The organism is Plantibacter sp. ME-Dv--P-122b (assembly GCF_030209375.1).
Classification (GTDB): Bacteria; Actinomycetota; Actinomycetes; order Actinomycetales; family Microbacteriaceae; genus Plantibacter.
Genome location: NZ_JARVSC010000002.1, coordinates 271,007 through 287,600, shown reverse-complemented (window position 1 = coordinate 287,600; position 16,594 = coordinate 271,007). Strand labels below are relative to the sequence as shown.

The 16,594-nt window shown below is 70.3% G+C and carries 18 protein-coding genes and 1 other RNA gene; 7 read left to right on the top strand and 12 right to left on the bottom strand.

Annotated elements, in window-relative coordinates:
- Nucleotides 1-99 precede the first annotated feature (99 nt).
- From rnpB to QRN19_RS04775, 4 genes are all read right to left on the bottom strand, one after another.
- An RNA gene (gene rnpB, locus QRN19_RS04790) (RNase P RNA component class A) lies at nucleotides 100-466 on the bottom strand.
- 71 nt (nucleotides 467-537) lie between these two features.
- Nucleotides 538-1,275 carry a zinc ribbon domain-containing protein gene (locus QRN19_RS04785; protein WP_285025556.1) on the bottom strand — a complete coding sequence of 246 codons (738 nt, stop codon included), beginning with the start codon at nucleotides 1,273-1,275 and terminating at the stop codon, nucleotides 538-540.
- 44 nt (nucleotides 1,276-1,319) lie between these two features.
- Nucleotides 1,320-2,135 (bottom strand): Nif3-like dinuclear metal center hexameric protein, encoded by an 816-nt coding sequence (locus QRN19_RS04780; protein WP_285025554.1) that lies wholly within the window; start codon nucleotides 2,133-2,135, stop codon nucleotides 1,320-1,322.
- A 36-nt stretch (nucleotides 2,136-2,171) separates the two neighbouring features.
- Complete coding sequence (locus QRN19_RS04775) at nucleotides 2,172-2,789, bottom strand: LysE/ArgO family amino acid transporter (protein WP_285025553.1); 618 nt, start codon at nucleotides 2,787-2,789, stop codon at nucleotides 2,172-2,174.
- Nucleotides 2,790-2,857: 68 nt separating this feature from the next.
- On the opposite strand from QRN19_RS04775, the gene QRN19_RS04770 reads away from it, so the two are divergent.
- From QRN19_RS04770 to QRN19_RS04760, 3 genes are all read left to right on the top strand, one after another.
- Nucleotides 2,858-3,757 (top strand): LysR family transcriptional regulator ArgP, encoded by a 900-nt coding sequence (locus QRN19_RS04770; protein ID WP_285025552.1) that lies wholly within the window; start codon nucleotides 2,858-2,860, stop codon nucleotides 3,755-3,757.
- 63 nt (nucleotides 3,758-3,820) lie between these two features.
- The gene (locus QRN19_RS04765) at nucleotides 3,821-4,240 is read left to right on the top strand and encodes an organic hydroperoxide resistance protein (RefSeq protein WP_064293757.1); all 420 of its coding nucleotides are present in this window, start codon (nucleotides 3,821-3,823) and stop codon (nucleotides 4,238-4,240) included.
- A gap of 80 nt (nucleotides 4,241-4,320) precedes the next feature.
- Nucleotides 4,321-4,485, top strand: coding sequence for a hypothetical protein (locus QRN19_RS04760; RefSeq protein ID WP_285025550.1), 165 nt, complete (start codon nucleotides 4,321-4,323; stop codon nucleotides 4,483-4,485).
- A gap of 14 nt (nucleotides 4,486-4,499) precedes the next feature.
- On the opposite strand, the gene QRN19_RS04755 is transcribed toward QRN19_RS04760, so the two are convergent.
- From QRN19_RS04755 to QRN19_RS04745, 3 genes are all read right to left on the bottom strand, one after another.
- Nucleotides 4,500-4,739 carry a hypothetical protein gene (locus QRN19_RS04755; RefSeq protein WP_285025549.1) on the bottom strand — a complete coding sequence of 80 codons (240 nt, stop codon included), beginning with the start codon at nucleotides 4,737-4,739 and terminating at the stop codon, nucleotides 4,500-4,502.
- A gap of 133 nt (nucleotides 4,740-4,872) precedes the next feature.
- Complete coding sequence (locus QRN19_RS04750) at nucleotides 4,873-5,799, bottom strand: aldose 1-epimerase family protein (RefSeq protein ID WP_285025547.1); 927 nt, start codon at nucleotides 5,797-5,799, stop codon at nucleotides 4,873-4,875.
- A 10-nt stretch (nucleotides 5,800-5,809) separates the two neighbouring features.
- A complete protein-coding gene (locus tag QRN19_RS04745) occupies nucleotides 5,810-7,108 on the bottom strand; it encodes a kynureninase (RefSeq protein ID WP_285025546.1) in 1,299 nt (432 codons plus the stop codon).
- Nucleotides 7,109-7,179: 71 nt separating this feature from the next.
- Between QRN19_RS04745 and QRN19_RS04740 the strand changes: the two genes are divergently transcribed.
- Together QRN19_RS04740 and QRN19_RS04735 are read left to right on the top strand one after the other, a co-directional pair.
- Entirely contained in the window at nucleotides 7,180-7,824 is a 645-nt protein-coding gene (locus tag QRN19_RS04740) for an FMN-dependent NADH-azoreductase (RefSeq protein WP_285025545.1), read from the top strand.
- A 90-nt stretch (nucleotides 7,825-7,914) separates the two neighbouring features.
- Nucleotides 7,915-9,486, top strand: coding sequence for a molybdopterin-dependent oxidoreductase (locus QRN19_RS04735; RefSeq protein ID WP_285025544.1), 1,572 nt, complete (start codon nucleotides 7,915-7,917; stop codon nucleotides 9,484-9,486).
- Between the two features lie 24 nt (nucleotides 9,487-9,510).
- Here QRN19_RS04735 and QRN19_RS04730 read toward each other — a convergent pair whose 3' ends face one another.
- The 4 genes from QRN19_RS04730 to QRN19_RS04715 form a co-directional block, all read right to left on the bottom strand.
- Nucleotides 9,511-10,287: an SGNH/GDSL hydrolase family protein gene (locus QRN19_RS04730; protein WP_285025543.1), complete on the bottom strand. Its 777-nt coding sequence runs from the start codon at nucleotides 10,285-10,287 to the stop codon at nucleotides 9,511-9,513.
- Between the two features lie 45 nt (nucleotides 10,288-10,332).
- Entirely contained in the window at nucleotides 10,333-11,376 is a 1,044-nt protein-coding gene (locus tag QRN19_RS04725; protein WP_285025541.1) for an LLM class flavin-dependent oxidoreductase, read from the bottom strand.
- A 72-nt stretch (nucleotides 11,377-11,448) separates the two neighbouring features.
- Nucleotides 11,449-11,799 (bottom strand): hypothetical protein, encoded by a 351-nt coding sequence (locus QRN19_RS04720; RefSeq protein WP_079705855.1) that lies wholly within the window; start codon nucleotides 11,797-11,799, stop codon nucleotides 11,449-11,451.
- 177 nt (nucleotides 11,800-11,976) lie between these two features.
- Nucleotides 11,977-12,636, bottom strand: a complete 660-nt coding sequence (locus QRN19_RS04715; protein WP_285025539.1) for a ThuA domain-containing protein — start codon at nucleotides 12,634-12,636, stop codon at nucleotides 11,977-11,979.
- Nucleotides 12,637-12,847: 211 nt separating this feature from the next.
- On the opposite strand from QRN19_RS04715, the gene QRN19_RS04710 reads away from it, so the two are divergent.
- A complete protein-coding gene (locus QRN19_RS04710; protein WP_285025537.1) occupies nucleotides 12,848-14,203 on the top strand; it encodes an O-acetylhomoserine aminocarboxypropyltransferase/cysteine synthase family protein in 1,356 nt (451 codons plus the stop codon).
- Nucleotides 14,200-15,531 (top strand): LLM class flavin-dependent oxidoreductase, encoded by a 1,332-nt coding sequence (locus QRN19_RS04705; RefSeq protein WP_285025536.1) that lies wholly within the window; start codon nucleotides 14,200-14,202, stop codon nucleotides 15,529-15,531. Before QRN19_RS04710 ends, QRN19_RS04705 begins: the two co-directional genes overlap by 4 nt.
- 12 nt (nucleotides 15,532-15,543) lie before the next feature.
- Here QRN19_RS04705 and QRN19_RS04700 read toward each other — a convergent pair whose 3' ends face one another.
- Nucleotides 15,544-16,530: an NAD-dependent epimerase/dehydratase family protein gene (locus QRN19_RS04700; protein WP_285025535.1), complete on the bottom strand. Its 987-nt coding sequence runs from the start codon at nucleotides 16,528-16,530 to the stop codon at nucleotides 15,544-15,546.
- Nucleotides 16,531-16,594 lie beyond the last annotated feature (64 nt).

The window sequence follows — 16,594 nt, the reverse complement described above, 5'->3', positions numbered from 1 at the left end:
TGCTGGGGTGTGAACGGGTCGACCGGTACGCCGGGTTCTGTCCCACGCTTGCGCGGATGTCGCAGTACGGCTCGACGAAGTCGCGGCCGTGCTGGGGTGTGAACGGGTCGACCGGTACGCCGGGTTCTGTCCCACGCTTGCGCGTTTGGACGGCCATCTCTCTCGGGACGACGTTGCCGCCGCCCTCTAGCGGTCTACCCGGGAACTTGGCGAGCAGCCTCAGCGTTCCCTGTTGACCTTGCTCCGGACGAGGTTTACCGAGCCGACCGGGTCACCCCGGTCGCTGGTGGGCTCTTACCCCACCGTTTCACCCTGACCGTGGTCGCCCACGGCGGTCTGTTCTCTGTGGCACTGTCTCGCGGGTCACCCCGGGTGGGTGTTACCCACCGCCCTGCTCTGTGGAGCCCGGACGTTCCTCGGCACCGACACCCGGAGGTCTCGGTGACGCGACCGTCTAGCCGGCCCGTTCACGGAGACGAGTCTACCGGCCCGCGACAACGGCCGTGGACCGCCGGTGTCGTGCAGCCGGCGTCCGGCTCAGATGAGGCCGGACTCGTCCGTCCGGACGACGATCGCGGCGCACTCCGGGCACTGCACGACGTCTTCGGACGGTGCGGCGCGGACGGCCTGGAGGTCGTTGCCGGTGAGCGACATCTTGCATGCGCCGCAGGTGCCGGCGCGGAACAGTGCTGCACCGATACCGCCGCGGGCGCGGCGCTGGTCGTAGAGGGCCAGGAGATCGGCGGGGATGCCGGGTGCGAGTGACTCGCGGTCGGCGGTGAGTCGTGCCCGCTCGGCCTCGAGTTCCACGAGTTCGGCGTCGCGCTTCGCGACGACCTCGTCGAGGAGCTCCTGGAGTCCGGCGCGCTCGGCGTCGACCTGGGCGACGGCGTCCTCCGCAGCCTCCACCCGCTCCATGACGTTCAGCTGGATCTCCTCGAGGTTGTTCTGCCGGTTCTGCAATGACGCGATCTCGCTCTGCAGCGCCTCGACGTCCTTGACGGAGGTCGACGACTGGAGACGGTCGGCATCGCGCTTCATCCGGGCCGCGACGACGGCGACGTCGGACTCGATGCGCCCGAGCTCGGTCTGTGCGTCGTCGCGGACGCCGACCCGCTCCAGGCGACGGAGGCGGACGGTCTCGATCTCGGCCTGGAGCTGCGCGATGCGCGCGGCCTCGGGGAGGTTCGCCGCGCGGTGGGCGGTGCGCTGCACGCCGGTGTCGATGCTCTGCAGGGTGAGCAACGTCTTCTGGTCTGCTGGGCTGGCTTTCACGTCTGTTCCAAACTCTCGACTCATCACCCTACCGGCCGCGCCGACTACTGGGTGACGACGAAGTCCCACGGGTCGGTACGCAGCTCGCTGACCCGGACGTCGAGTCCCGGGAGCTCTCGTCGGAGCGCGTCGGCGGCCCCCTCCAGCCACAGCCACTCGCTCGCCCAGTGGGAGACGTCGACGAGGGCCGGCCCGCCGCCGAGGAGTGCCTGTTCCCGGGCCTCGGACGCCGGATGGTGGCGGAGGTCGGCCGTGATGTACACGTCGGCCGCGCGGACCGCGGGGTGGGACAGGAGCGAGTCCCCCGCTCCCCCGCAGAGCGCGATCCTCCGGACGGCCTGGTCGTAGTCGCCGGAGGCACGGACCCCGGTGGCGGTCGCCGGCAGGATCTCGGCGAGGGCACGCGCGACGGCGCCGAGCGTCGTCTCCTCCGGGAGGTCGCCGACCCGACCCAGCCCGGTCAGTCCGTCGGCCGCCGGGACGATCGGAGCCGACTCGTGCAGGCCGAGACGCTGTGCGAGGACGTCCGAGGTCCCGTCGACGACGACGTCGGCGTTGGTGTGTGCGGCGATGAGCCCGGCGCCGCCGCGGATCAGCCGCGTGATGAGCGACCCCTTGTACCGGTCGCCCGCCACGGTCGTGACACCGCGCATCAGGAGCGGGTGGTGGACCAGCAGCAGACCGTCGGGGCGCTCGAGCACCTCGTCGACGGTCGCGCCGACCGCGTCGACCGCGAGGAGCACCTGCCCGACCGGCTGACCCGGGTCGCCGACGAGGAGCCCCGGGGCGTCCCAGTCCTCGGCTCCGGACAGCGGCCAGAGGCGCTCGACGACCGTGTTGACCTCACGCAGGGTTCTCATCACCCGGCAATCCTAACCAGGCCCGCAGCTGGACGTTCAGGGGCGCAGGACGAGCATGATCGCGAGGGCGATCATGACGACCGCGATGGCGACGTCGAGGATGCGCCAGGCCACGGGCTTCGCGAAGACCCCGCGGAGCAACCGGGCGCCGTACCCCAGAGCGGTGAACCACAGGATGCTCCCGAGGACCGCGCCCGCGGCGAACCACCAGCGTCCGACCTCGCCGTGGGTGTTCGCGATCGAGCCGAGGAGGAGGACGGTGTCGAGGTATACGTGGGGGTTCAGCCAGGTGAGGCCGACCACGGTGAGCACCGCCGCCCTGAGCGAGAGGCCGTTGCCGCCGCGGTCGGCGGAGAGACCGGATGGTGCGAGCGCTCGGCGTGCGGCCAGCAGACCGTAGCCGAGCAGGAAGGCGGCCCCGGTCCAACGGAGGACGACGAGGACCACGGGGAACCGCTCCACGACGAAGCCGATGCCGCTGACGCCGGCGACGATGAGCACAGCATCGGAGAGTGCGCAGACGAGCACCACGGGAAAGACGTGCTCACGGCGGATGCCCTGCCGGAGGACGAAGGCGTTCTGGGCGCCGATGGCGACGATGAGCGAGAGGCCGAGGCCGAGGCCCGCGGTCGCGGCCTGCAGTGCGGAGGTCATCCCCCGACCGTAGGAGGCATAGCATGATGAATCCAGTTCATTATTCTGATGAATCCTAAGATCCTCTTATGATGGATTTCCACGTCGAGCAACTGCGGGCCTTCGTCGCCGCCGTCGACCACGGCACCTTCGAGTCGGCCGCCCGGGAGCTGATGGTCACGCCGTCGGCGATCAGCCAACGCATCAAGGCCCTCGAGCAGAGCGTCGGACGGGTCCTCCTGCTTCGGACCAAACCGATCACCATCACGGCGTCAGGTGAGATCGTGCTCCGCCTCGGTCGCGCGGTGCACCTGCTCGGTCACGATGCGGCGCTCGAGCTGCACGCCGATGACGTGATCGCACCGGTTGCACCAGCGGTGATCCCGATCGTCGTGAACGCGGACTCCCTCGCCACGTGGCTGCTCCCGGTGCTGGCGGACATCGCGGCACGGGAGCCGATCGTCTTCGACCTCGCTCGAGAGGACCAGGACCATTCGACCGACCTCCTCCGTGCGGGCAGCGTCATGGCCGCGGTCACCTCGAACGCCGAGCCCGTCCAAGGCTGTACGGTGCGTCCTCTCGGCCGGATGCGATACCGACCGATGGCGTCGCCGGCGTTCGCTGCGCGCTGGTTCGAGGACGGTGCGACCGCTCAGGCGCTCACCGCAGCGCCCGTCGTCGTCTTCGACCGGAAGGACGACCTCCAGGACGCCTACCTCAGGCGTCGGGGCGTCGACCCCGCCGACCCGCCGCGGCACCATGTTCCGGCCTCGGCGGACTTCGCGACCGCCGTCGGCCTCGGTCTCGGCTGGGGCATGCTCCCGGACGCGCAGTCCGACGCGCCGCTGCGCAGGGGCGCGCTCGTCGTGCTCGACGAGACCGGTGGCGTCGACGTCCCGTTGTTCTGGCAGCAGTGGCGACTCCACTCCCGACTGCTCGAGCTCGTCTCGACGGCGGTGGTCGACGCGGCCCGATCCACGCTGCACTGAACGACTGCCGAGAGGTCGCGGGGAAGGTGCGCCGGTCGTCCGGGACGGTGCGAGGATGGAGCAATGGATATCGCGTACACAGCAGTTGCCCATGCCACCGGAGGCGGACGAGACGGACACGTCCGCAGTGAGGACGACCTCCTCGACTTCGACACCCGTCCCCCGAAGGAACTCGGCGGCAGCGGCGAGGGCACCAACCCCGAGCAGTTGTTCGCCGCCGGCTTCGCCGCGTGCTTCCTCAGCGCCCTCCACGCCGTCGGACGCACCGCGAAGCTCGATACGAAGGACGCGGAGGTGTCGGCGAGCGTCGGCATCGGATCGAACGGTGAGGGCGGCTTCGGCCTGGCCGTCGAGCTCGACGTCTACGTGCCGAACGTCACGCACGATGAAGCGCAGCAGCTGGCCGACCAGGCGCACCAGGTGTGCCCCTACTCGAACGCCACGCGCGGCAACATCGACGTGACGGTGTCGATCGTCGACTGACGAGCCTCTCGTCCGCAAGGGCTGTCGATCGTCGTGCCCGCCGGTTACGCTGGCGGGCACGACGATCGAGAGGAAGCATCATGTCTGATTTCGGGGCGGTCGAAGGTATCCGTGACGAGGGAGCGGCGGCCATGCTGCCCGGGCTCCCGGACGCGGCGGTCGAGGACGAGGCGCTGGACGACGACGCGCCCGCTGAGGACGCGGCTGATGGAACCGATACGGGTCTCGCCGGCTCAGGGAACTGACGCGGGGATCGAGCTCAGCGCAACAGCGACGCGGCGATGACGCCGACGATGCCGAGTTGCAGCGCGAGCACGATGCCGATCGTGATGAAGAGGGTGCTCCAGAGGACGATGTTCCCCAGGAGGACGCCTACGAAGGCCCCGAACCGCCCACGTGGTCGAGCCGTCGGGCGGGTCACCTGCAGCCGCTCGGTCTGCGCGACCCGGGGCGAGGACAGGGTGAACAGATTCGGGCTGGTGTCCAGGTGCGTGGTCATGCCACAAGTGTCCGTCGACGCCCGGGTGCGGCACATCGGACGCCGGGTCGATCATCGCGGTCGCGGCGTCATCCTCTGAGCTGATCCTCCTCCGCCCGAAGGACCGTCGACGGTCCGCCGTTCGACGTGCCGGTCACAGCCGTGTGAGTCGGATCCCCCAGGACAGCGACCACCGCTCGTCGGGGTCCAACCACCGGAGTCCGGTCCCGCTGTTCAGCGCATCGGCCGGAGCCGTCATGGGCTCGATGGCGATGGCCTGCGTCGGTCCGTCTGCCGCCGGGAAGTTCTTCGGCGTGTAGACCTGGACGAACCGGAAGTCGTCGTCCGCCCAGAGTTCGACGGTGTCGCCGTCTGATGAGGTGAGCCGGTGTCGGATGGCACCCTCGATCTGCTGGACCGGACCCAGGCCGACGTCGATCGAGAGGTCGCCGACCCGAGCGCCGGAACGCAGGTCGTACGGTGTCCCGTCGACGGGACGGGAGGCGACCGGGATGCGTTGCTCGTCCGTCTCGAACCAGGTGTCGGCCGCCACCGTCACGGTGAGGTCGGCGGTCGGCACGTCGCCGAGCGCCAGGTAGGGGTGAGCGCCGACGGCGACCGGCGCGGGGCGACTCGACCGGTTCACGATGGTGTGGGTCACCCGCAGGCCGTCGTCGTCCAACGTGTAGGCGACCGAGGTGTCGAGGCGGAACGGGTAGCCGTGCTGCGGGAACACCGAGGCGAGCAGCGTCACCGCGTCGTCCGACCGCTCCCCCGCGCGATATCCCGTGTTGCGGAGCAGACCGTGTGAGGCGTTGCCGGTGGCCGCCTCGGTGACGTCGAGTTGCTGCGGCTCTCCGTCGAGCGTCCACCGGGCATCCCGGACGCGGTTGGGCCAGGGCACGAGCACCATCCCGCACCCCATCGGGGCGACGACGTCCTCACCGAAGGACTGCACGAGGGTGCGTCCGCCCACCGTCAGTTCACGCAGCCCGGCGGCGAGTTCGGTGACCGTCGCTCGCACCTCGCCCTGCGGACCGGCGCGGTGGAGACGGTACTGGGTTCCAGAGGCAGCGGGCATGCCGCCAAGCCTACGACGGACCTCCGCCAGGCGGGGTGGAGCCGTGAGAGGCCGTCGACCGGTGGACGGCCTCGGCGATCCGGATCAGCCCGAGTTCGAGCTCGACGAAGCCGGAACTCAAGGGCGAGAGCCCGACGCGGAGCCCGTCCGGGTGCCGGAAATCGGGGATCACGCCCGCATTCCAGAGCAGCGGGGTGATCTCGCGGAACGACGGGTGACCGAGCGTCACATGACCACCGCGACGCGTCGCTTCACGAGGGGTCATCACCCTGACACCGGCGCCCGCGAGGTGCTCGTCGGCCCAGGAGATCGCGAACGTGGTGAGCGCCACGGACTTCGCCCGGATGGCGGCGACCCCGGCGGACTCGATGAGCGTCAGGGAGTCCTCGAGTGGCAGCATGCCCACGATCGGTGGCGTCCCGCTGAGGAACCGGCGCATCCCGACGGCCGGCTGATAGGCGTCGGCCATGGCGAAGACGTCCGCGGCGCCCATCCACCCCTGGATGGGCTGGAGGAGCCGGTCCTGATGGCGCGCAGCGACGTAGGCGAAGGCCGGAGCGCCGGGCCCGCCGCCGAGGTACTTGTAGGAGCAGCCCACCGCGAGGTCGACGCCCCACTCTTCGAGCTCGATCGGGACCGCGCCGGCGGAGTGGCACAGGTCCCAGAGGACGAGTGCTCCCGCCTGATGCGCGATCGCGGTCAGCTCCTCGACGCCGAGCAGCGCTCCGGACCGGTAGTCGACCTGACTGAGCACGACGAGTGCGGTCCGCTGGTGGACCACCTCGCGCAGCTGGTGCACGGCGACACCGTGGATCGGATCGGCATCGATCCATCGCACACGCAGACCGCGCTCAGCGGCGATCCCCTCGATCACGAAGCGGTCCGTCGGGAAGTTCCCCGCATCGATCACGAGCTCGTCGCGCGGAGTAGCTCCTCCAGCCGACGAGGTCGCGTCGACCGCCGCGCGGATCAGCTTGTACAGCAGCACGGTCGTCGAGTCGGCGACGACCGTCTGGCCGGGTGCTGCGCCGAGCACGACCGATCCCAGGCGGTCGCCGAGCGTCAGCGGCAGCTCGAACCAGCGGTCGTCCCACGAGCGGATGAGCCTCGTCCCCCATTCCTCCGCGATGAACGATTGCAGCCGCTCCGCCGTGGCCCGCAACGGCCGCCCCAGGGAGTTCCCGTCGAGGTAGGCGACGACGCCCTCGGCCGGGACGAACGCCGCGCGGTGTTCCGCGAGCGGGTCGGCCTCGTCGAGGACGCGTGCGTCCTGGCGGGCGGACGTGGTGGGGGCTGGGGCGTCGACCATCCTGCGACGGTAACCGTCACCAGTGCGCGCCGCAAGGAAGTGGACGGGACCCGGCTTGCTAGCGTTGCCGCATGCCCACCCTCCTGCATCTCGACTCCTCAGCCGATCTCGACACCTCCCGGTCCCGCCGGCTCTCGCAAGCCGTCGTGGACGCCTGGGTGACCGCCGACCCCACCGGCATCGTCGTCCGTCGCGACCTGCACCTGGATCCGATCCCCCACCTCGCCGACGCGAGTCTCCACTGGGCACCGGCCGACCGCCACCCCGGTGCGAACCCGCCCGCCGAGGCCGAGGCCCTCCAGCGCGTCCTGCTCGACGAGCTGCTCGGCGCCGACATCGTCGTGATCGGTGCGCCGCTCTACAACTTCTCGATCCCGTCGTCGCTCAAGGCCTGGATCGACCACATCCACGTGCCGGGTGTCACCTCCGCGGATACGGGAGCGCTCACCGGCCGGCCGGTCGTCATCGCCACCAGCCGCGGGATCGCCTACGACGCGGGTAGCCCGACCGAGGGCTGGGATCACGAGGTGCCGGCACTGCGGACGCTGTTCGGTGGAGCGCTCGGCATGGACGTCCACATCATCACGACGAGTCTGACCCTCGCCGACCGCGACCCGGCGCTCGCAGCGCAGCGCGAACGCGGCGAGCAGGAGTTCGACGAGGCCCTCCGGCTCGCGTCCGAGACGGGGCTGCGACTGGCCGTCTCGACGGCCTGATGGCCGAGACGACAGGCGGACGGCGGATCCGACCCGTCTGATCCGGGCAGTGCTCCGAACTCCTGTCGAGCCACGATCAGGGAGTAGCACATGCCATCGAACCACCAGACCGGCACCACTCGGAGCGGACGACGTCTCGTCTGGTTCGCGGCAGCACTGTCCGGCATCGTCGCAGCAGCGGTGTTCCTCGCGATCGCCGAGCTGGCGGCGCTGTTGTTCGCCCGAGGCAGCAGTCCCCTCCTCACCGTCGGGTCGTTCGTCATCGACATCGTCCCGCGGTGGGCGAAGGAGTTCGCGATCGAGACCTTCGGCAGCAACGACAAGATCTTCCTCCTCGTGAGCCTCGGGGTCGCCGTCGTGATCGCCGCGGCGATCGCCGGGATCCTGCAGCAGATCCGTCCACCGCTCGGTGTCGTGGTGCTCGTCGCGGCCGGCGTCTTCGCCGGTGCGACGACCGTCACCCGCGCCGGTGCCACTCCGCTCGCCGTCGTCCCGGTGATCCTCGGGCTCGCGGCCGGCGTCGTGATCCTCATCATCCTGAGTCGCCGCCTGCCGAAGCGAGCCGCGAACGGATCGGACGACGAGCGCGCGGCGTTCGACCGCCGAGGGTTCTTCCGCGTGGCCGGCATCGCGGCGGCCGGTGCCGTCGTCGTCGGCGTGGGCGCACGCCTCGTGAACGTCACCACCTCGTCGATCACGGCTGTCCGTGACGCCCTCAAGCTCCCGGCGCCGAAGTCGACCGTCATGATCCCCGACGGAGCCGAGGCGGACGTCGACGGCCTCAGCCCGCTCTTCACACCGAACGACAAGTTCTACCGCGTCGACACCGCGCTGACCGTGCCGACGGTCGACCCGGCCACCTGGACGCTCACGATCGACGGCATGGTCGGCGAGCAGGTGCAGATCACCTTCGAGGAACTCCTCGCCATGGGTCTCGACGAATACGTCATCACCATGACCTGCGTCTCGAACGAGGTGGGCGGCAACCTGCTGGGCAACGCGAAGTGGCTCGGTGTCCCGGTGCGCGACGTCCTCAAGCGGGCGATGCCGGACTCGAAGGCCGACATGGTCCTGTCCACGAGCGTGGACGGGTTCACGGCGAGCACGCCGATCGAGTCGCTCACCGACCCGAACCTGGACGCGATCCTCGCCGTGGCGATGAACGGCGAGCCCCTGCCGCTCGAGCACGGTTTCCCCGTGCGCATGGTCGTCCCGGGCCTCTACGGCTACGTGTCGGCGACCAAGTGGCTGACGAAGCTGACGGTCACGACCTTCGACAAGGACGAGGCCTACTGGACCCCGCGCGGATACGACGCGAAGGCGCCGATCAAACTCTCCTCGCGGATCGACACACCGCGGATCGATAAGCAGCTGCCGGCCGGACCGGCGAAGATCGCGGGTGTCGCCTGGGCCCAGACGGTCGGGATCGCCAAGGTCGAGGTCAGCATCGACAACGGCGACTGGCAGAGCGTCAACCTCACGACCGCCATCAACGACGACACCTGGGTGCAGTGGTGGATGGACTGGGAGGCGACCGCCGGGACGCACTACGTCGCCGTCCGTGCGACCGACAAGGCCGGGAACCTCCAGATCGAGGAGCAGGCGCCAATCGCTCCCAACGGATCCTCCGGTTGGCAGCGCACGCTCGTCCGCGTCGGCTGATGCTTCGCGGCTGATCGAGACCGGTCAGCCGCGGGTGTCGACCGGCTGCAGCTCGGCGATCTTCGGTTCGCGACCGTCACCCGAGGACCGACCGGTCAAACGGCGCCCGATCCAGGGCAGCACGTGCTCGCGGTAGTAGGCCGCCGTGCGACGTTGACGCGGACCGGGCGGCGCCGCAGCGACATCGTCGATCCCCCACTCCTCGGGGACCGGCACGTCGAGCGCCGTCAGCACGTTGCTCGCCACCCGGGCATGGCCGAGGGCGTTGAGGTGCAGACGGTCCACCGACCAGTACCGGAGGTCGGCGAGGGTATGATCGGCCCAGTTGTCGACGAAGGTCACCCCGTCACGCGGATACCGCACCCGCACGGCCTGGGCCAACTGCTCCCCGCGGCGGGCGAGGAGCGAACCCATCGGGATGTGAGCCGAGGGGTTCGCCCCGCTCAGCAGCAGCACGTGGGCTCCCCCGGCACGCAGGCGCTCGACCGCCCCGTCCAAGCGGTCGGCGACGCCGTCGATCGACACCCGCGGACGCATGATGTCGTTGCCGCCGCCGTTGAAGCTGACGAGGTCCGGACCCATCGCGATCGCGCGGTCGAGTTGTTCGGCGAGGATCGGCAGGAGCTTCCGGCCCCGGATGGCGAGGTTCGCGTAGCTGACGGTCTCCGTGGACGCCCGGGCGAGACCGAGGGCCACGAAGTCCGCCCACCCGCGAAGGGAGCCGTCCTCTCGGACATCCCCGTATCCCTCACTGAAGCTGTCGCCGATGGCCACGTACCGTCTGAACCCGTGCTGCGTCATACCTGCACTGTACGCGCGACCGGAAGCCGTCTCCGACCGGTCCGCTCAGGCCGGACGCGACTCCCCGTCCGCGGCCGGTCGCCAGCCGAGGGCGGGCCCGAGCGCGCCGGCGATGTCGGTGAGCAGCTGCGTGTAGTCGTCCGGTTCGAGCGTGAACGGGAGCGCGAAGGCGACCTCGTCGACCTCCTGGAAACCGGCGTGCTCGTGCAGCCGCTCGGCGATCTCCGCACTGCTGCCGACGAGGTCCTCCGCGAAGAGCATCCGCCGCGGCCCGTGGGCGACGCCGACCCGGTGTCGTCTCGAGTCGACGTACTCGTGGTACCGGGCGCGCTGGGAAGCCGTCGCCGAGTCCGTCGGGATCACCACGAGCCCCTGCGACACGCGGGCCCGCTCACCCGCCGGGTGGAGTTCTCGGAACCGACGCACCTGGGCGGCCTGGTTCGCGGCGAAGTCCGTCGTGCCGTCCTCGGCGGCGATGACGCTGCTCGTGAGCAGGTTGAAGGACTGCTCACCGGCCCAACCGGCCGACCGCAGGCTGCCGGCTCCGTACCAGAGCCGCTCCGCCAGACCGTCGGCATGCGGCTCGACCCGTGAGGAGTAGTCCTCCTGGCCCTCACGACCGGCGTTGTCGCTGACGACGTCGCCGCGGATGAAGGAGCGCAGGCGCAGGACGCGGTCGTAGCCGAGGTCCTCCTGGTCGAGGGTGGACGGATAGATCGCGTGCTTGAAGGCGTCGAACCGCATCGGCTCCCCGGTGCTGAAGCCGGGTAGCAGCCTGCCGCCCGAGAGGACGTCGACCGTGCCCAGGTCCTCCGCGAGCCGGAAGGGGTTCTCCGCGCCGAGTGGAGTGACCGCGGTGCCGAGCGCGATGCGCTTCGTGCGCTGCGTCGCCGCCGCGAGGACGGCGACCGGCGAGGAGATGCCGAACTGCAGGTGCCGGTGCCGCAGCCAGGCGCTGTCGAACCCGAGACGTTCACCGAGCTCGATGAGCTGCAGGGTCGCCTCGTGCCCGGCCGCCGGCTCCTCGGGGTCGAACAGACCCATCGTGAGGAAGCCGAGTCTGCGGAGCGGTGCTGAGGATCGGGCCATGCATCGACTCTACGACGCCGCTCCGGTCCGACGACGCCGCCGCCGGAGCAGGATGTGCCCGCGCCGCGGGTGTCAGCTCGGCGACCCGGCCAACACGGTGAACATGGCGCCGAGGCTCCCGAGGATGAAGAGCATCGTCCCGAGCTGCATGGTCAGCGACTTGTTCCGGGACGCCGTCGGGACGTCCACCTCCAGGATCGGGCACCCGGACCAGCCCAGCAGGCCGATGCTCAACCCCACGATGACCGAGCAGCACCACCAGACCACGCGGAGTCCTTCGGCGAGGACCGCCGGCCGCCAGCCTGAGCTGAGGAGGAGACCGAGGACGATCGCGGTGCTCCCGACCGCGACGCCGAACCAGACGGTTCCGGTGCGCATGATGCGCTGGACGTTGTTCTCCGGTGACATGAGGTCCTGTGACACGTGGTGCGGCTTTCTCGAGGTTCCGATTCCTGACGCGGGCCGCGGCCGGCGGTCATGGTCGCTCGCAGCCCCGAACAGGAGCATAGACCCGGCCAAGACACGCGACTCCCGTACGACGGGGGCTTGCGCCGGCGGTGGTCGCGACACAGACGAAGCCGGTCGAGGATCCGTGACGGATCACGCTGAGGTCGCCCGGGCCGCCCACCGTGCCAGCGTCGCGAGCAGGGCACGGTGCTCCGCCGAGGCGTAGGAACGCTCGTCGTGTCCGAGTGCGTCGACGGCGACCCGGGAGGGCCCCACCTCGCGCACCCACACCGCAGGGAACCGCTCGCCGTCGACGTCGTGCTCGGCGACCGTGGTGCTGCGACCGACGGGCTGCAGCCGGAGGTACTGTTCGTCGTCTACGGGGATGTCGCCGAGCGGTCCGCCTTCGGGTGACGCCAGGCCGCGGACGATCGTCGGGCCCATCGGCGGATGCCAGGACACGCCGGGCAGCCACAACGCTCCGATCGTCGGCGCCCAGTCCGGGTAGTCGCGCAGTGAAGCGAGCGCCGCGTGCATCGCGAGCACCCCGACGCCCCGACCGAGCGCCTCCGCGAAGCCGTCGATCGAGGCCGTCGGCGCTCGGCCTTGCTCCTCCGACCGCCACGGGTCGCCGGCGTTGACCACCAGGAGCTCCACGCCTTCGAGTCGGGTCATCGCACGATCGACGTCCTCGTCGATCTCGACCGCGAAGCCGGCCGTCTCCAGGACCTCGGCAATGAGCGGGCTCGTGCGCGCGTACGGGTGCCACGGATCCGCATACCGACCGCTCCCCGATGCGATGAGTGCTTTCACGGTTCCCCCTCGTCCGATCCGTCTGCGCCGGTCACCGAGTCCGAGGCCGACGCTTCTCCAGGGTACGGGGCCTCCCACGGCGGCGGCGTCGCCGGCCGATTGTGTCCGCGCATGTCGTCATCTCCTGTGCCCGCCCCGGTCTCGACCGTAGAGTGCCTGTCACCGACGCCGTGGCGTCGACGACGGCCGAGCTGACGGAGAGGACGAGGCGATGCACGAGCGGGACCGAGGGGGCTTCAGCACCCGACAGCTGCACGCCGGTGGTGCACCCGACGCGCCGCTCCAGCCGCGGACCATGCCGATCTACGCGAGCGCCGGGTTCGTGTTCACGGACTTCGACGAGGCGGAGCGGCGGTTCGGTCCGGACCCCGGTGGATACAGCTACAGCCGGGTCGGCAATCCGACGATCGACGCCGTCGAGCGCCGTCTCGCCGCGCTGGAGGGTGGGGTGGACGCGCTGCTCCTCGGCTCCGGACAGGCGGCCGTCGGCGTCGCCCTGCTCTCCCTGCTCGAGGCCGGCGACCATCTGCTCACCGCGCCGAGTCTGTACGAGGGCTCGCGCAGCCTCTTCACGGAGAACTTCGGTCGGCTGGGAATCACCACGAGCGAAGTCGCCGATCCGCTCGACACCGACGCCTGGGCACGCGCCATCCGACCCGAGACGCGCGCGATCTTCGTCGAATCCATCCCGAACCCCCGCAACGACCTCACGGACCTCCGTCTCGTCGCCGACGTCGCCCATGCGCACGGGGTTCCGCTCGTCGTCGACAACACCTTCGCCACGCCTTACCTCCTGCGTCCCATCGAGCACGGCGCCGACATCGTCGTCCATTCGGCCAGTAAGTTCCTGGCGGGTCACGGCACCGTGCTGGGCGGCGTCGTCATCGACGGCGGTAGGTTCGACTGGTCCGCTCGCGCGGACCGCTACCGACACCTCACCTCTCCGGTCGCCGCGCTCGGTGGGCTCAGCCACGTCGAGGCGGACGGGCGTGCCGCTCTTGCCGCCTATGCGAGAGCATCGGTCGCGCTGCGCCTCGGGCCGACGCCGTCGCCGTTCAACGCGTTCCTCATCGCCCAGGGCATCGAGACGCTGTCGCTCCGCGTCCAGCGGCAGAGCGAGAACGCCCTCGCCATCGCGAGGTGGCTGGCGGGGCGAACGGAAGTGGCCTCGGTCGACTACTCGGGGCTCAGCGACAGCCCCCACCGGCGCCTCGCGGACCGGTACCTGCCGGATGGCCAGGGATCGGTGTTCTCGTTCACCCTGCACGGCGGACGGGACGCAGCTCGCACGGTCATCGACCACGTCGGCCTGTTCACACGGATGACGAACCTCGGCGACGTCCGCTCACTGATCCTCCACCCGGCATCGACCACCCACGCCCAGCGTTCGGCCGAGCAGCTCGCGGCGAGCGGCATCGGCCAAGGACTCGTGCGGATGTCCGTCGGCATCGAGGACGTCGCCGACCTCATCGCGGACCTCACCTCGGCGTTCGACGCGCTCTCGGTCCAGGAACCGTCGACGAGCGCCGGCGCGAGCGTCACGGCGGATGAGGCGGTCGCCGCATGAGCGCCCGGCAACGCTTCGGCTGGTTCCTGTCGCGTGGGTTCGGTCCGCACGGTTGGGGGCATCCGTACCTCGACTGGGACTACCGCTGGCAGGAGCCTGCTCTCTACCAGCAAGCCGTCCGCGAGCTCGATCAGGCGGGCCTGGACCTCCTGATCATCGAGGACGCGCTGTCACTGGGGAACCCCGAGACGCTCGACCTCCGTATCCGCGGCGCCTACGGCGGGCCGAAGCACGACCCGTTGAGCCTCGCGCCGTTCCTCTTCGCGGTGACGGAGCGCATCGGCATCATCCCGACCGTGAACCCGTTGCAACTGCCGCCATACCAGGCGGCACGGCAGTTCGCGACCCTGCAGCACCTCAGTCGCGGACGGTTCGGGGTGAACGTGGTGACCGACGTCGGCAGCAGTCGCCACTTCGGCGAGCCGGTCGTGCCCCACGACATCGCCTACGAACGGGCGGAGGAATGGCTCGACGGCGTGCGTGCGCTCTGGCGGAGCTGGCGACCCGGCGCGTACGTTGGCGACACCGCCTCCGGACGTTTCGCCGACGGCCGCCACCTCGACCGCGTCGAGCACCGCGGCGCACACTACGACTTCGACGGGCCGCTCAACGCCCTCCCCTTCGACGAGGACTCCGGTGGGGAGCCCGTCATCGTGTCGCCGGGATCCTCGCCGCGAGGGCTCGCCTTCACCGGACGACAGTCGGACGTCCAGCTCGCCCTCGCGCCGCTCGACATCGCAAGCCTCGGCGCGTACCGGAAGCGGGTCCTCGACGCTTCGGCTGTCGTCGGTCGGGACACCCCTCCCGCGGTCCTGTTCGTGTTCAAGCCCGTCATCGTGTCGAGCAGTGCCGAGGCCGATCGTCTCGTCGCCGCCTCGGAACAGCCGGATGATGAGACGCTGCGCTCCGTCGCACTCGCGTGGTCGAGCGATCTGGAGACGGACCTCACCGTGCTCGACCTCGACCGACCGGTGGACCCGGCCGTCTTCGGCGACCATGTGTCGCGCGGCAGCCTCGACGCGTTGCGCGGGCCTCACGAGTCCTTCGCGGCGGCGACGCTCCGGGAGCTGCTCGTGCCGAAGGCACGCCTCGGGCGGATCACCGACGGCAGCGGTGTCGTCGGCACGGCAGCTGAGGTGGCTGACCACATCGAACGCGCCGGTAGTGAGGCGGACAACGACGGGTTCGTCTTCTCCGGCGACCTCCATCCGGTGACGGTGCACCGCATGCTCGACGAACTCGTGCCGATCCTCAGGCGCCGCGGGATCCTCCGTCGGCCGGAGGTCGACGCACCGCACGGACTCCGGAGCGCACTGCAGGCCCGCTGACCGATCGCGTCGTCAGCGGCTCGTGTTCAGGGCTGCTCGTGGTTCTGGCAGGTCCAACTCCCCGCGGGCGACGAGCGAACGGACGGACTCGAGGACCGCCTCCGTCGAGGTGAAGGCGGGCTCGTATCCGAGCAGCGACCGTGCCTTGTCGATCGACGCGCAGTGGCTCCGTACCAGGTGCTCCCAGGTGGTGTCGGCGTGCTCCGTCGACGTCTCGGCTCGGAAGCGCTCCCAGGTCACCGACTCGAGCTGGGCCGAGCGTCCGAACCAGCCGGCGACGACGTCGGCGTAGCCGCGGACGGTCACCGCGGCGGCCGAGGTCACGTTGAGGTCCTCGCCGGCGACACGGTCCCGGTTCGCGACGGCGAGCTCGAACGCCTGCGCGACGTCGTCGGCATGCACGTGGTGCAGCAGCTCGGCTCCGAGTCCGGGGATGCGCAGCGGTGAACCGAGTGCGAGGGTCCGCCAGACCCCGGGGTCGAGGTTGCCCAACGGGTTGATGGGCGCCCACCCCGGTCCGACGATGTGTCCGGGATGCAGGGAGGTCGTCACCAGTCCTCCGTCGGCGGTCTCCTGCCGGAGCAGCCGGGCGATCTGGTCCTTCTGGACGCCGTAGTCGCCGAACGGCGCCGTCCCGGAGCCCTCGACGATGGGGACGGACGCGCTGGGACCGTAGCGCCAGATCGATCCGCAATGCAGCAGCTGGCCCGTGTTGCCACGCAGACCCTCGACGATCGCTGTCGCCGAGGGGACCGTGAAGCAGACCAGGTCGATGACGACGTCCGGGGCGAGCTCCGCGATGCGTCGAGCGAAGACACCGTCCCGGTCCTCGGCCTCCCGATCGGCCCGGATCCGCTCGACCTGGTCCCACTCGGGCGCGTCCGTGTACGGCGACCGATCACCGCGGCTCACGCTCACGACTTCATGGCCGGCCCGGACGAGTCGCGGGACGAGGAAGGTGCCGATGTGGCCGGTCCCGCCGATGACGACGATGCGCATGGTGTTCCTCCCTTCGCGCACGACGACGGCGTCGACGGGTGCGCTCTCCGGGAACGCTAATGGA

Excerpts from the sequence above, each read along its gene's own strand:
- QRN19_RS04775 (WP_285025553.1), bottom strand. The coding sequence starts at position 2,789 with ATGACCTCCGCACTGCAGGCCGCGACCGCGGGCCTCGGCCTCGGCCTC.
- QRN19_RS04700 (WP_285025535.1), bottom strand. The coding sequence starts at position 16,530 with ATGCGCATCGTCGTCATCGGCGGGACCGGCCACATCGGCACCTTCCTC.
- QRN19_RS04760 (WP_285025550.1), top strand. The coding sequence starts at position 4,321 with ATGTCTGATTTCGGGGCGGTCGAAGGTATCCGTGACGAGGGAGCGGCG.
- QRN19_RS04755 (WP_285025549.1), bottom strand. The coding sequence starts at position 4,739 with ATGACCACGCACCTGGACACCAGCCCGAATCTGTTCACCCTGTCCTCG.
- QRN19_RS04730 (WP_285025543.1), bottom strand. The coding sequence starts at position 10,287 with ATGACGCAGCACGGGTTCAGACGGTACGTGGCCATCGGCGACAGCTTC.
- QRN19_RS04705 (WP_285025536.1), top strand. The coding sequence starts at position 14,200 with ATGAGCGCCCGGCAACGCTTCGGCTGGTTCCTGTCGCGTGGGTTCGGT.
- QRN19_RS04770 (WP_285025552.1), top strand. The coding sequence starts at position 2,858 with ATGATGGATTTCCACGTCGAGCAACTGCGGGCCTTCGTCGCCGCCGTC.
- QRN19_RS04765 (WP_064293757.1), top strand. The coding sequence starts at position 3,821 with ATGGATATCGCGTACACAGCAGTTGCCCATGCCACCGGAGGCGGACGA.
- QRN19_RS04780 (WP_285025554.1), bottom strand. The coding sequence starts at position 2,135 with ATGAGAACCCTGCGTGAGGTCAACACGGTCGTCGAGCGCCTCTGGCCG.
- QRN19_RS04740 (WP_285025545.1), top strand. The coding sequence starts at position 7,180 with ATGCCCACCCTCCTGCATCTCGACTCCTCAGCCGATCTCGACACCTCC.
- QRN19_RS04710 (WP_285025537.1), top strand. The coding sequence starts at position 12,848 with ATGCACGAGCGGGACCGAGGGGGCTTCAGCACCCGACAGCTGCACGCC.
- QRN19_RS04725 (WP_285025541.1), bottom strand. The coding sequence starts at position 11,376 with ATGGCCCGATCCTCAGCACCGCTCCGCAGACTCGGCTTCCTCACGATG.
- QRN19_RS04745 (WP_285025546.1), bottom strand. The coding sequence starts at position 7,108 with ATGGTCGACGCCCCAGCCCCCACCACGTCCGCCCGCCAGGACGCACGC.
- QRN19_RS04735 (WP_285025544.1), top strand. The coding sequence starts at position 7,915 with ATGCCATCGAACCACCAGACCGGCACCACTCGGAGCGGACGACGTCTC.
- QRN19_RS04750 (WP_285025547.1), bottom strand. The coding sequence starts at position 5,799 with ATGCCCGCTGCCTCTGGAACCCAGTACCGTCTCCACCGCGCCGGTCCG.